A 12,556-nucleotide genomic window follows, 5' to 3' on the forward strand; every position below is an offset into this window, starting at 1 on the left:
TGGTACAACACCGAACGGATCTCCACCAAGCTCGACGGCTTGAGCCCGGTCACATACCGGGCCCAAGCCCTCGCCGCCTAGGCTTCCGATTACCCGGTCCAACTTCCGGGGACCAGTTCACACGAAGGGCACCTTCAGCCAGGGGTGTGGGATGACGCGCCGTGGGGGAGGCCCGCGCGGCGGGGCGGTACGGTATGCGATACCCACCCTCGAGAGCACAACCAGGAGCGATGCCCGCGTGAATGTCGAACCCCGGATCCAGGCCAAGCTGCTCGACCTCGCCGCGGTCGACACCGAGCTGACCAGGATCGCGCACCGCAGGCGCACCCTTCCCGAACAGGAAGAGGTGCAGCGCCTCGAAGCCGACCGGGTGGGACTCAAGGACGCCGCCGTCGCCGTCCAGATCGTCCTCGACGACCTCGACCGCGACATCAGCAAGCTCGAGGGCGAGGTCGACGCCGTCCGCAAGCGTGAGGAACGCGACCGCGCTCTGCTCGAGTCCGGCACCGTCGGCGCCAAGCAGCTCACCGAGCTCGAACACGAACTCGGCAGCCTCACCCGCCGCCAGGGCGTTCTCGAGGAGGAGCTCCTCGAGGTGATGGAACGACGCGAGGCCACGCAGGGCGACTACGAACGCGCCGGCGGTCAGGTCGATCGGATCGACGACACGCTCGTGGACGCGACCCGTCGGCGCGACGACGCGCTCGCCGACCTCGACGCCGCGCAGCAGCGTTGCGAATCCGACCGCGCCGGGCTCGTCGCCGAGTTCCCGGACGACCTGCTCGCCGTGTACGACCGGCAGCGTGCGGGCGGCGGTGTCGGCGCGGCACTGCTGCAGGCGCGGCGCTGCGGCGCGTGCCGCATCGAGATCGACCGCGGCGAGATCGCCCGGATCGCCGCGACCGCACCCGATGTCGTGGTGCGGTGCCCGGAGTGCAGCGCGATCATGGTGCGCACCAAGGAATCCGGTCTGTGACCGCACAGGCGACGCAGGGGGGCTCCGTGCGCGAATCGGACACCTGTCCCGCACGCGTGGTGGTCGAGGCTGACGGTGGTTCGCGGGGCAACCCCGGCCCGGCGGGTTACGGCGCCGTCGTCTTCGACGCGGACCACGACCGGGTCCTCGCCGAACGCAACGCCGACATCGGCATCGCGACGAACAACGTCGCCGAATACCAGGGGCTCATCGCGGGACTGACCGCGGCCGCCCAGCTCGGCGCCCACGCCGTCGACGTCCGAATGGACTCGAAACTCGTCGTCGAGCAGATGTCGGGTCGCTGGAAGGTCAAGCACCCGGACATGATTCCGCTCGCGGCCCGCGCGCGGGAGCTGGCCGCCGACTTCGACGTCGTCACCTACACGTGGATCCCGCGGGCAGAGAACGCCCACGCCGACCGGCTCGCCAACCTGGCCATGGACGGCACCGTGGTCGAGACCGCGGGCACCGTCGTCGGGGTTCCCTCCGGTGGTGTCGCCGCTGCGCCCACAGCGGCCCCGACCGACATCCCGGAGGTGGCACCGGCGGCGACGTCGGCCGCCGCACCGGCCGCGCCCGGCTGGACCGGCGCCGTCGGTGTCCCGACGCGACTGTTGCTGCTGCGGCACGGCCAGACACCGCTGTCGGTGGAACGCCGCTACTCCGGCCGCGGGAATCCGGACCTGACCGAGGTCGGACGCGCACAGGCCGCGGCCGCCGCGGCGCGGCTCGGCGCCCGCGGGGGGATCGCGGCCGTGGTGTCCTCACCACTCGGGCGCACCCGGCAGACCGCGCAGGCGGCGGCCGACGCGCTCGGCCTCGAGGTCCGCGTGCACGACGGCCTCACCGAAACCGATTTCGGCGAGTGGGAGGGGCTGACCTTCCGGGAGGCCGCGCAGCGCGACCCCGACCTGCATCGGTCGTGGCTCCGCGACACGTCGGTGCGTCCGCCCGGCGGGGAGAGCTTCGACGAGGTCCGCGTCCGCATCGAGGCCGTCCAGGCGGATCTGATCCGCGACCACCCGGGGCAGAACGTCCTGGTCGTCTCCCACGTCACGCCGATCAAGACGCTGCTGCAGCTGGCGCTCGACGTCGGGCCCACGCTGCTGTACCGCCTGCACTTGGATCTCGCATCGCTGTCGATCGCCGAGTTCTACCCCGACGGCGGTGCCTCGGTCCGCCTGGTCAACGACACCTCCCACCTGTAGAGCTGTGCGCTGGTTCGGTCGCTTCGGGTACCGAACTCGCGCGCTACAGCAGCTTGCGGAGCGTCCGCAGGTTCCGGTTCGTCGTCGTGGACTTGTATCTCGCCTTGCCGGACAGCTTTCCGAAGGGGCTCTGCAGCGTCCGGCCGCGTTCGACGTGCCAGTAGAGCACCCCGTCGCCGAGTTGCAGTGTCTCGTCGCCGCGTTCGAGATCGGCTGCGGCGGTCAGCATCTCGGTCAGCATCGCCGGATCCGACGACAGCAGCACGTATGGATGCCAGCCCTCGCGCTCGGCGTCGAACGGGAAGTCGTCGACGATGCGGGCGAGCGTCGGCTGGTCGAGGAGCACGATCCACGCCTCGTACCCGAACCGCTCACGCAGGGCGGCCTCGATGTCGGCCTTGATCCCGGCGGAGTCGGTGCGGTCGGAGTCGAACAGGACGTTGCCCGACGCCAGCACGGTTTTCACGTTCGTGAAGCCGGCGTCGCCGACGGTCTCCTTCAGGTCGGCCATCTTGATGGTGATCCCGCCGACGTTCACTCCCCGCAACAGAGCCACATACCGTGTCATGCCCCGACTCTATTGCCGGGTACTCTGTACGGGCGGACGAGTTGGTCGGGCGGCCGCGGCGGCGGGAACCGTACGCATCCAGCGTGCAGGCCCGGTGCCGAGGAAAGTCCGGACTCCACAGAGCAGGGCGGTTGCTAACGGCAACCCGGGGTGACCCGCGGGACAGTGCCACAGAAAACAGACCGCCGGCACACGCTCTTTCGAGGGCATGGCGTCGGTGAGGGTGAAACGGTGCGGTAAGAGCGCACCAGCACCCCGGGTGACCGGGGTGGCTAGGTAAACCCCGCCCGGAGCAAGGTCGAAGGCCGCACCTTCTCGAAGGTGCGGCTGCGCAGGTGTTCGAGGGCTGCTCGCCCGAGCCTGCGGGTGGACCGCTCGAGGTACCCGGCGACGGTGTGCCCAGATGGATGGTCGCCGCCCGGCGCATGCGCCGGGAACAGGATCCGGCTTACAGGCCAACTCGTCCGCCCGATCCTCCTGACGGGGGTGCGGAAACGGCGACACGAAAATGCCCCCGTCCAGCGGAACGAGGGCATCGTCGACTCGGGTCGCCTAGACGGGGTTGATGACCAGAAGGGTCGCCCAGTGCTTCGCGTCCTTATCGCCGAGGTGCGGCAGCAGTGCGTCGTAGAGCAGGTAGGACATGGGCTCCATGCGGGGTGGTTCTCCGTTCACGGTCGTGGCGGTACAGCTGATCCAGGGCAGATCAAAAGGCCACGTGTCGCCGAGGCGGAATCGACAGCCGTGGCCCGCTGCGGCGTAAGAATGTCACGGTTGTGAGCTCTGCTCAAGTGAAGTCCCCGAAAAACTTTCACGTCTCGTGGAAATTCACATGTTCGACATTCGGCGGTTCCCGGCGACCGGGGCGCACACTGGAGCAATGAGCGAGGACGAACAGTGGTACTACTGCGTGGCCGACGGGTCGGTCCGGCAGGGCAAGGACGCCAGGGGACTCGACCGGATGGGGCCGTACCCGGACCGTGAGACGGCGAAGCGGGCACTCGAGATCGCGGCCGAACGGAACCGGGCCGCGGACAAGGCCGATCGGGACTGGGACGACTGAACCGCCGCCGCGGCCATCGATCGCGCTCGTCGGGGGTGGTCGCGCCGCGGTCGGTCGGTCCCCGCGCGTGCCCCGCCGCGGACACTAGGCTCGGCCCGTGACCACCCGGATCTTCGCCCGCGGCATCGACTTCGACGCAGTCCGCCGGGAGTTCGCGCTGCCGGGCACCTTTCCGCCCGCGGCGTGGTCCGAGGCGCTGGCCGCCCGGGACCGGTTCGCCGCGGAGCGCGCCGACCGCACCGACATCGCCCTGGTGACGATCGATCCGCCGACGTCGATGGACCTCGACCAGGCCGTGCACCTCGAGCGGACCGCGACCGGCTTCGTGTTGCACTACGCGATCGCGGACGTCGCCGCGGTCGTCGAACCCGGCGGTGCTCTCGACATCGAGACGCGGCGCCGCGGACAGACGTTCTACCTTCCGGACGGGTCGTCGCCGCTGCACCCACGGGTGCTCTCGGAGGACGCGGCGAGCCTTCTGCCCGGCCGCGTCCGGCCGGCGGCGCTGTGGCGGATCGAGGTCGACGAGCGCGCCGAACCGGTGTCCTTCGGCGTCACCCGCGCCCTGGTGCGGTCGGTGGCGCGGTTCGACTACGCAGGTGTGCAGGCCGACTCGGATTCGGGTTCGCTGCATCCGTCGATCGCGGCACTGCCCGAGTTCGGGAAACTCCGCATGGCGTCCGCGCTGGACCGCGGAGCGATCGAGTTGAAGCTGCCCGAGCAGGAGGTGGTCGCCGACGGCAGTGGGTGGCGACTGGACGTGGCTCCGCGCACCGACGTCGACGACTGGAATGCGGAGGTGTCGCTGCTGACCGGGATGTGTGCGGCGCGGTTGATGCAACGCGCCGGAATCGGGTTGCTGCGTACGCTGCCGCCGGCGCCGGCGGATGAGGTTCACGCCCTGCGCCGCACCGCCCGCGCGCTCGGTCTGGCGTGGCCGGATCGGCTCCCGGTCGGTGCGATGCTCGCCGCGCTCGAACCGAACACCCCCGACACCCTGGTGATGATGAGCGAGGCGACCGCGCTGCTGCGTGGCGCCGGCTACGCGGCGTTCGACGGGACCGTCCCGGAACTCGTCGCGCACTCGGGGATCGGGGCGCCCTACGCGCACGTCACCGCGCCGCTGCGCCGCCTGTCGGACCGGTTCGGCACCGAGATCTGTCTCGCGGTCAGCGCGGGAACCGAAGTGCCACAGTGGGTCCGGGACGCGCTGACCACCCTCCCCGACATCATGCGCGGCTCGGACTCGCTCGCAGGCAAGGTGGACCGGGCGTGCCTGGACGTCGCGGAGGCCAGTGTGCTCGCCGGTCGTGAGGGGGAGCGGTTCGACGCCGTCGTGTTGCGCGGCGCCAACGGCAAGCGCGACGCGGAGGTGTTCGTCACGGACCCCGTCGTGATCGCCAAGTGCGCGGGAAGCCCACCCGAGGGGGAGCGGCTGTCGGTTCGGCTGACCGCCGCGGACGTCGACGCCCGGACCGTGCGGTTCGCCTACGACGGGTGACGGGCGGTCACACGCTGCGCTTGCGCACCACGGCCAGCACCGTGCACGCCGCCGTCACGGCGCGGTGCTGCCGCGCCTGCTCGGCCGCCGCGATCACGCCGTAGGTGAACGTGTCCTCGCCCGCGGCCCGGGCCCGATCGGCGGTGTCGAGGATCCGGGCGCGGGCGACCACCGCATCCTGGAAGTCGCCGAGGACGGTCTGCAGGTCCTCGGCGCCGCGCGCGACCTTCTTCGCGGACTTTCGCGAGTCGGTGACGGCCTCGGCCGCGTACCGCAGGGCCTTGGCGCGTTTGCGGGTCGCGTGCAGCGCGTCGGCCGGGCCGGGATCGGCGCCGCCCAGCCCGGCCGACGCACCCGCCTTCAGCACCTTCCTGCGGGACTTGCGGAGCTCCTTGCCCACCGCGCCCGCGCCGACACTCTCGGCTTCGCCGTACAGGATGTCGAGGAGTGTCAGCAGTTCCCGGTAGCGCTCGCCGGCCAGGACCGCGACCGCGTCGGCGTGCGCCTCCCGGTAGCCCTCGCGGTGCGCGGTGACGAGCCGGTACCGCACCGTGCCCCGGACCAGATCCGGGGCCTGGGCGTCGAGAAGCTCCTCGAACCGGGCGGCGAGGACCTCTTCGTCCCGCGCTGCGCCGAGAACGCTGCCGAGCCACTTCAACTCGTCCCGCACCGGCTGCGCCTCGTCCCGCGGGAACAGCGACCGGTAGGTGCCGAGGACACTGCGCAGGCGACGGGCGGAGACCCGCATCTGGTGGACGGCATCGGGTTCGTCGGCGCGCACCGCGTCCGCCAGGTCGGCCAGCCTGCTCCGGTGGGTGTCGACGGTGCGGAGTACTGCTCGGGTGTCCGACTTGCGCTGCGCCTTGCTCATGCATCAGGTCTACAGGACGCACGTGAACGGCGCAGTGCGCTCGTCACCGGTCCCGGAATCCGTCCGTCGCCTCGATCAGGTGGTGGGTGATGCCCGGTTCGGCCGCGGCGTGCCCCGCGTCGTCGACCAGGTGCAGGCGCGCCGCCGGCCACGCGCGGTGCAGCGCCCACGCCGTCGTCGGGGGACACACGACGTCGTAGCGGCCCTGCACGATCACCGCCGGGATGTGCGCGATCGCGCCGATCCCGTCGAGCAGCTGGTTCTCCGCGAGGAAGCCGTCGTGCACGAAGTAGTGGTTCTCGATCCGGGCGAAGGCCAGTGCGAACCGTTCCTCCGAATTGCGTTGCACGTGGTCGACTTTCGGGATCAACTCGCTGGTGGCCGCCTCCCACGCGGACCACGCCACCGCCGCGGCCGTCGCGACCCGCGGATCCGGATCGTGCAGCAGGCGGTGGTACGCGGCGACCAGGTCCCCGCCGCGCTCCGCCTCGGGGACCGGGGCCAGGAACTCCTCCCATCGGTCCGGGTAGATCGTGCTCGCGCCGCCGTTGTAGTACCAGTCGATCTCGCTGCGGCGGACCAGGAAGATGCCGCGCAGCACCAGCTCGGTGACGCGGTCCGGGTGCGCTTGCGCGTACGCCAGCGCCAGCGTCGACCCCCACGACCCGCCGAACACTTGCCACCGCTCGATTCCCAGATGCCCTCGGAGCACCTCGATGTCGGCGATCAGGTGAGCGGTGGTGTTCACCGACAGGTCGGCGCCGTCCGCGACGTGCGGGGTCGATCCGCCGCAGCCGCGTTGGTCGAACAGCACGATGCGGTAGGCCTGCGGGTCGAAGAACCTGCGGTGGTCGGGCGTGGCGCCGCCGCCGGGGCCGCCGTGCAGGAACACCACCGGCTTGCCGTCGGGATTTCCGCTCTGCTCCCAGCGGATTCGCTGGCCGTCACCGACGTCGAGCATCCCGGTCCGGTGCGGCCCGATCGGCGGGTACGGCTTCCGGCGCACCGTCAGAACCCGATCAGGCCCGACGCGAGGTCCGGGATCTCGAGCGCGTACAGCGCACCGTCCCGGACGTCGGGGCACTGGGCGGAGGTGATCACGTCGATCCTCGCCTTGTGTGCGACCAGATCGAGCATGTTGACGCCGTTGCGGGCCGCCCACGTGCCGACGACGGTGTTCAGTCCGCCCTTGCCGATCGTCGGGGTGTAGGTGCGCCAGTTCTGCAGCTGCGCCGCCATGTCGGAGCAGAGCTGCTCCGCCTGGGTGGTGGTGACCCCGCCGGAGTCACCCGGGATCACGGCCCCCGACTGTGCCGCCCCCGGCGCGGCGGTGCCCGGCGCGGGCACGGCGGTGGTGCCCCCGGTCGCGGTCGGAGCCGGAGCCCCGTCGCTCGCGCAGCCCACGGCCAGGGCCAGCACGGCGGCCGACCCGGCGACGGCGAAAGCGGAACGGCGCAAGGACATGTGGCGACCCCAGACTGTCGGGCGGCGACGCGGGCCGCGCCGCCGGGCGGGTGGGCGACCGCGACCGGTGATCCGGCCGCGGACTCACCCGAGTGTGCCACTGATCCGCCGGGGCACCGTCACATCGTGTGCGTGGGAGGCGCCCGATGTGACATTCCACCCATCGGGAGGCGGCGCGTCAGAAGCTGTGTTCCTCCGCGGGGAACGTGCCCGCCCGGACCTCGGCGGCATAGGCGGTGGCCGCACCCCGCAACTCGTCGCCCACGGCGGCGAACCGCTTGACGAACTTGGCGGTCCTGCCGCTGGTGAAGCCTGCCATGTCCTGCCAGACCAACACCTGGGCGTCACATTCCACACCCGCGCCGATGCCGACGGTCGGGATGGTCAGCTTGCGAGTGACCTGCCCGGCCAGCTCGGCGGGCACCATCTCCATGACCACGGAGAACGCCCCTGCCTCCTGGACGGCGATCGCGTCGGCCACGAGTTGCTCGGCGCCGTCCCCACGCCCCTGGACGCGGAAGCCGCCGAGGCTGTTGACCGACTGCGGGGTGAATCCGATGTGCGCCTGGACCGGGATGCCGGCGGCGGTCAGGGCCGCGATCTGCGGGGCGACGCGTTCGCCGCCCTCCAGCTTCACCGCGTGCGCCTGGCCCTCCTTCATGAAGCGGAAGGCGGTCTCGAGTGCCTGCTGCGGCGACGCCTCGTAGCTGCCGAACGGCAGGTCGGCGATCACCAGGGCGTGCGGGGCGCCGCGGACCACGCCGCGGACCAGGGGAAGCATCTCGTCCACGGTGACCGGGACCGTGGTGTCGTAGCCGTACACGACGTTCGCGGCGGAATCGCCCACGAGCAGTACCGGGATGCCGGCCTCGTCGAAGATCCGGGCGGTGGAGTAGTCGTAGGCGGTCAGCTCCGCCCAGCGCTGTCCCTCGGCCTTCATGGCCTGCAGGTGGTGGGTGCGGATCTTGGTGCGCCGGACCGGCTGGGTCGGTGCACCGCCGTACACGGGAGCGTTCTCAGACGCAGGGTTCTCAGACGCAGGGTTCTCGGACATCAGTGCCCCTTTCGTGCCTCGAGGCCCAGTGCGGGTCCCCGGGTTGTGGGTGATGACACCGCCAGTCTGCCACCGTCGCGCCCGGTCGCGACGGTGCAGTTCGTCACACCCCGGACGTCGGATCGGGCAGGATCGGCCCCGGGCCACGGGGCTGTACTGCCCGATCGATCATCGGCGGGTCGCCAACGCGGCCAGGATCTGATCGCGCACCCCGTCGGGATCGCACCGGAGTTGGTGCCAGGTGAACCGCAGGACGTGCCAGCCGCGTTGACGAGCACGTTCTGCCGCTTCGCGTCGCGGTTGAACCGGTCGACGTCGCGGTGCCAGGCCCAGCCGTCCACCTCGATCGCGATCCGGGCGTCGGTGAACGCCACGTCGATCTCGTATCCGCAGCTGGTCACGTGCGGTCGCCAACCCGTCAGCCCCCACGACCGCAGGAGCTGCAACAGCATCCTCTCGGCCTCGCTGTGCCCACCGGCTCCGGCGGAGTGCAGGAGCTGCGCTGCCGCCCGCGCGCCCGTACGACCCCTGTTCCGTTCGTGCACCGCTACGAGGACGGGGAGTGTCGTGTGCCGCTGCAACGCGCGGTCCGTCAACGCAGCGCCGTCGCGGAGTTCGACGGCTGATTCGAGCACCGTCAGGGGAAGTTCGGTGACACGCAGACCGCGCACGGTGCCGACGTCCGCCCAGTGCAGGTCTCGGCGACGGACGAGTGATCCCGGTGGCGCCGAACACGACACCGTCCTGCTTCGCCATCGTCGTGTGTACGGAGACGGGGATCATGCCGGATTGGACGTGGTCGACCGCACGGCCGGTTCCGATCGTCGGTTCGGCAGGATCGGCCCCGAGATCCGGGGCAGATCCTGCCCGACCTGGGCGTTCGGCGGCCCGTGGCACCATCGTCCACATGCGTAGGAGGACTCCCGCGGCGGTCGTCGCGGGCATCGTGGTGTCGGTGGTCGTGGCCGGTTGCTCGGGTGGCGACACCGCGGATCCGGTGGCCGAGCCGGTGCCGACCCCCGCGGCCGGGCCGGTGCCGGCGGGGCTGGAGTCGTTCTACTCCCAGTCGGTGCAGTGGGGATCGTGCGCCGACTTCGCGACCGACGGTCCGCTCCCGGGCCGACTCGAGTGCGCGTACGTGACGGTGCCGGTCGACTACGACGACCCGACCGGGGCGACGGCGCAGATCGCCATCTCGCGCCGCGCGGCGTCCGGCGACCGGATCGGGTCGCTGCTGGTCAATCCGGGTGGTCCGGGGGCGTCGGGGCTGTCGCTGGCGACGACCGCCGACGGCACCGACCTCGCCGACCGTTTCGACGTGATCGGGTTCGATCCGCGCGGGGTCGGCGCGTCCACCCCCCAGATCCGGTGCCTGACCGACGCCGAGTTCGACGCGGACCGCGCCGACCCGAAGGTGGACATGAGCCCCGCCGGGATCGCCCACGCCGAGGACGTCAACGCCGACTACGCCGCCACGTGTGCGGACCGGATGGGGTCGGACTTCCTGGCCCACGTCGGCACCCGGGAGGTCGTCCGGGACATGGACGTGATCCGCGCTGTGCTCGGCGACCCGCAACTGACCTATCTCGGCTTCTCGTACGGCACCCGGCTCGGGACGACCTACGCCGAGACCTTCCCCGGGAACGTGCGGGCGATGGTGCTCGACGGTGCCATCGATCCCGAACAGGATCCGGTCGAGGAGACGGTGCTGCAGGCGGCCGGGTTCCAGCAGGCCTTCGACGACTTCGCCGCGGACTGCGCGACGACCGCGTCGTGCCCGTTGGGCGCGGATCCGGGTCAGGCGGTGGCCCGGTTCCGGGCGCTGGTCGATCCGCTGATCGACCGGCCCGCCGCGACGACGGATCCCCGCGGCCTCGGCTACCAGGACGCGATCACCGGCGTCCAGCAGGCGCTGTACTCACCGCAACTGTGGGGCGCACTGCGCAGCGGGCTGAACGCGCTCGCGCAGGGGCGCGGCGACGCGCTGCTGATGCTCGCCGACCAGTACCAGGGCCGGGACGACGACGGGGCGTACAGCAACATCAACGACGCGTTCAACGCGATCCGGTGTGTGGACGATCCTCCGGTGACCGACCGTGCGGTCGCGGCGGCCGGGGACGAGGCGTACCGCCGGGCGGCGCCGTTCCTCGACGACGGTCTCGGCACGGGCGCCGCTCCGCTCGACGCGTGTGCCTTCTGGCCGGTGGCGCCGACCGCCGAGCCGCACACGGTGGACGCGTCCGGGCTGCCGCGGATGGTGGTGGTCTCGACGACGCAGGATCCGGCGACGCCGTACCAGGCCGGTGTCGACCTGGCGAAGCAGCTGGGCGCGGCGCTGATCACCTACCGCGGAACGCAGCACACCGTGGCCCTGAACGGGGTCTCGTGCGTCGACGACGCGGTCGTGGCCTACCTGACCGATCTGACCGATCCGGGTGCTGACCTCACGTGTTCGTAACCAATCCGGGCATGTAACACAGATTTAACGCACTGTGCCTACTCTCGCGTGCATGGATCGCCAAAAGGAATTCGTGCTCCGCACACTCGAGGAGCGCGACATTCGGTTCGTCCGGCTGTGGTTCACCGATGTCCTCGGCTACCTCAAGTCGGTGGCGATCGCCCCGGCCGAACTCGAGGGTGCCTTCGCCGAGGGCATCGGCTTCGACGGCTCGGCCATCGAGGGCTTCTCCCGGGTGTCGGAGGCCGACACGGTCGCCATGCCCGACCCGTCGACCTTTCAGATCCTGCCGTGGGAGCACAAGGACGGCCGGCAGCACTCGGCGCGCATGTTCTGCGACATCGCGATGCCGGACGGCACACCGTCCTGGGCGGATCCGCGTCACGTGCTGCGGCGTCAGCTGAGCAAGGCCGGCGACCTCGGGTTCAGCTGCTACGTGCACCCCGAGATCGAGTTCTTCCTGCTGGAGAACGGCCCGATGGACGGGACGCCGCCGATCCCCGCGGACTCCGGCGGCTACTTCGACCAGGCCGTGCACGATTCGGCGCCGAACTTCCGCAGGCACGCCATCGACGCGCTCGAGCAGATGGGCATCTCCGTCGAGTTCAGCCACCACGAGACCGCGCCCGGACAGCAGGAGATCGACCTGCGGTACGCGGACGCGCTGTCCATGGCGGACAACGTCATGACGTTCCGGTACGTGGTCAAGGAGGTGGCGCGGAACGAGGGTGTGCGGGCCAGCTTCATGCCGAAGCCGTTCGCCGAGCACGCCGGTTCCGCGATGCACACCCACATGAGCCTGTTCGAGGGCGAGAACAACGCCTTCCACAATCCCGACGATCCGATGCAGCTGTCGGAGACCGGCAAGGCGTTCATCGCGGGCATCCTCGAGCACGCGAACGAGATCAGTGCGGTGACCAACCAGTGGGTGAACTCCTACAAGCGGCTGGTGCACGGCGGTGAGGCCCCGACGGCGGCGTCGTGGGGGCCGTCGAACCGGTCCGCGCTGGTGCGGGTGCCGATGTACACCCCGAACAAGGCGTCGTCGCGGCGCGTCGAGATCCGCAGCCCCGACTCCGCCTGCAACCCCTACCTGGCGTTCGCGGTCCTGCTCTCCGCCGGGTTGCGGGGCATCGAGAAGGGCTACGCCCTGCCGCCCGAGGCCGAGGACGACGTGTGGTCGCTGACCGCCGCGGAGCGTCGGGCCATGGGGTACAAGGAGCTGCCGGGCAGCCTCGGCGAGGCGCTCGCGGAGATGGAGCGGTCCGAGCTGGTCGCCGAGACGCTCGGTGAGCACGTCTTCGACTTCTTCCTGCGCAACAAGCGCCGGGAGTGGGAGGAGTACCGCAGCCAGGTGACGCCGTTCGAGCTCAAGAGCTCCCTGGGGCTGTAG

13 protein-coding genes and 1 other RNA gene are annotated in these 12,556 nt (G+C 70.9%); 8 read left to right on the plus strand and 6 right to left on the minus strand.

Features of this window, described 5'->3' with window-relative positions:
* The 3 genes from ACFYVR_RS17600 to ACFYVR_RS17610 all read left to right on the plus strand — a co-directional run.
* Positions 1-81, plus strand: an 81-nt coding sequence (locus ACFYVR_RS17600; RefSeq protein WP_387471220.1) for an IS3 family transposase, incomplete at its 5' end; no start/stop codon positions are given.
* Between the two features lie 157 nt (positions 82-238).
* Positions 239-976: a zinc ribbon domain-containing protein gene (locus tag ACFYVR_RS17605; protein WP_387475374.1), complete on the plus strand. Its 738-nt coding sequence runs from the start codon at positions 239-241 to the stop codon at positions 974-976.
* The gene (locus tag ACFYVR_RS17610; protein ID WP_387475376.1) at positions 973-2,184 is read left to right on the plus strand and encodes a bifunctional RNase H/acid phosphatase; all 1,212 of its coding nucleotides are present in this window, start codon (positions 973-975) and stop codon (positions 2,182-2,184) included. Before ACFYVR_RS17605 ends, ACFYVR_RS17610 begins: the two co-directional genes overlap by 4 nt.
* Before the next feature lie 43 nt (positions 2,185-2,227).
* On the opposite strand, the gene ACFYVR_RS17615 is transcribed toward ACFYVR_RS17610, so the two are convergent.
* A complete protein-coding gene (locus ACFYVR_RS17615; RefSeq protein ID WP_387475378.1) occupies positions 2,228-2,752 on the minus strand; it encodes a DUF1697 domain-containing protein in 525 nt (174 codons plus the stop codon).
* Between the two features lie 37 nt (positions 2,753-2,789).
* On the opposite strand from ACFYVR_RS17615, the gene rnpB reads away from it, so the two are divergent.
* From rnpB to ACFYVR_RS17630, 3 genes are all read left to right on the plus strand, one after another.
* Positions 2,790-3,219: RNase P RNA component class A (rnpB, locus tag ACFYVR_RS17620), an RNA gene on the plus strand.
* Positions 3,220-3,632: 413 nt separating this feature from the next.
* Positions 3,633-3,815 (plus strand): hypothetical protein, encoded by a 183-nt coding sequence (locus ACFYVR_RS17625; protein WP_387475380.1) that lies wholly within the window; start codon positions 3,633-3,635, stop codon positions 3,813-3,815.
* A gap of 97 nt (positions 3,816-3,912) precedes the next feature.
* On the plus strand, positions 3,913-5,316 hold the full coding sequence (locus tag ACFYVR_RS17630; RefSeq protein ID WP_387475382.1) for an RNB domain-containing ribonuclease: 1,404 nt from the start codon (positions 3,913-3,915) through the stop codon (positions 5,314-5,316).
* 7 nt (positions 5,317-5,323) lie between these two features.
* Here ACFYVR_RS17630 and ACFYVR_RS17635 read toward each other — a convergent pair whose 3' ends face one another.
* The 5 genes from ACFYVR_RS17635 to ACFYVR_RS17655 all read right to left on the minus strand — a co-directional run bounded on the left by ACFYVR_RS17635 (position 5,324) and on the right by ACFYVR_RS17655 (position 9,376).
* The gene (locus tag ACFYVR_RS17635; protein ID WP_387475384.1) at positions 5,324-6,187 is read right to left on the minus strand and encodes a CHAD domain-containing protein; all 864 of its coding nucleotides are present in this window, start codon (positions 6,185-6,187) and stop codon (positions 5,324-5,326) included.
* Between the two features lie 43 nt (positions 6,188-6,230).
* Positions 6,231-7,148: a prolyl aminopeptidase gene (gene pip / locus ACFYVR_RS17640; protein WP_387475694.1), complete on the minus strand. Its 918-nt coding sequence runs from the start codon at positions 7,146-7,148 to the stop codon at positions 6,231-6,233.
* Positions 7,149-7,195: 47 nt separating this feature from the next.
* Positions 7,196-7,651, minus strand: a complete 456-nt coding sequence (locus ACFYVR_RS17645) for a hypothetical protein (RefSeq protein WP_387475386.1) — start codon at positions 7,649-7,651, stop codon at positions 7,196-7,198.
* Between the two features lie 178 nt (positions 7,652-7,829).
* The gene (gene panB, locus ACFYVR_RS17650) at positions 7,830-8,705 is read right to left on the minus strand and encodes a 3-methyl-2-oxobutanoate hydroxymethyltransferase (protein ID WP_387475388.1); all 876 of its coding nucleotides are present in this window, start codon (positions 8,703-8,705) and stop codon (positions 7,830-7,832) included.
* Complete coding sequence (locus ACFYVR_RS17655) at positions 8,705-9,376, minus strand: endonuclease domain-containing protein (RefSeq protein ID WP_387475390.1); 672 nt, start codon at positions 9,374-9,376, stop codon at positions 8,705-8,707. The genes panB and ACFYVR_RS17655 overlap by 1 nt, the downstream gene beginning before the upstream one ends.
* 236 nt (positions 9,377-9,612) lie before the next feature.
* Here ACFYVR_RS17655 and ACFYVR_RS17660 point away from each other — a divergent pair, with 236 nt between their 5' ends.
* Positions 9,613-11,163, plus strand: a complete 1,551-nt coding sequence (locus ACFYVR_RS17660) for an alpha/beta hydrolase (protein ID WP_387475392.1) — start codon at positions 9,613-9,615, stop codon at positions 11,161-11,163.
* 52 nt (positions 11,164-11,215) lie between these two features.
* Positions 11,216-12,556 carry a glutamine synthetase family protein gene (locus tag ACFYVR_RS17665; RefSeq protein ID WP_387475394.1) on the plus strand — a complete coding sequence of 447 codons (1,341 nt, stop codon included), beginning with the start codon at positions 11,216-11,218 and terminating at the stop codon, positions 12,554-12,556.

Source organism: Rhodococcus sp. NPDC003318, assembly GCF_042879035.1.
Classification (GTDB): Bacteria; Actinomycetota; Actinomycetes; order Mycobacteriales; family Mycobacteriaceae; genus Rhodococcus_G.

Bases quoted from the DNA above. Each gene is read 5' to 3' on its own strand.
- ACFYVR_RS17615 (WP_387475378.1), bottom strand. From the start codon at position 2,752: ATGACACGGTATGTGGCTCTGTTGCGGGGAGTGAACGTCGGCGGGATC.
- ACFYVR_RS17625 (WP_387475380.1), top strand. From the start codon at position 3,633: ATGAGCGAGGACGAACAGTGGTACTACTGCGTGGCCGACGGGTCGGTC.
- ACFYVR_RS17635 (WP_387475384.1), bottom strand. From the start codon at position 6,187: ATGAGCAAGGCGCAGCGCAAGTCGGACACCCGAGCAGTACTCCGCACC.
- pip (WP_387475694.1), bottom strand. From the start codon at position 7,148: ATGCTCGACGTCGGTGACGGCCAGCGAATCCGCTGGGAGCAGAGCGGA.
- ACFYVR_RS17645 (WP_387475386.1), bottom strand. From the start codon at position 7,651: ATGTCCTTGCGCCGTTCCGCTTTCGCCGTCGCCGGGTCGGCCGCCGTG.
- panB (WP_387475388.1), bottom strand. From the start codon at position 8,705: ATGTCCGAGAACCCTGCGTCTGAGAACCCTGCGTCTGAGAACGCTCCC.
- ACFYVR_RS17660 (WP_387475392.1), top strand. From the start codon at position 9,613: ATGCGTAGGAGGACTCCCGCGGCGGTCGTCGCGGGCATCGTGGTGTCG.
- ACFYVR_RS17665 (WP_387475394.1), top strand. From the start codon at position 11,216: ATGGATCGCCAAAAGGAATTCGTGCTCCGCACACTCGAGGAGCGCGAC.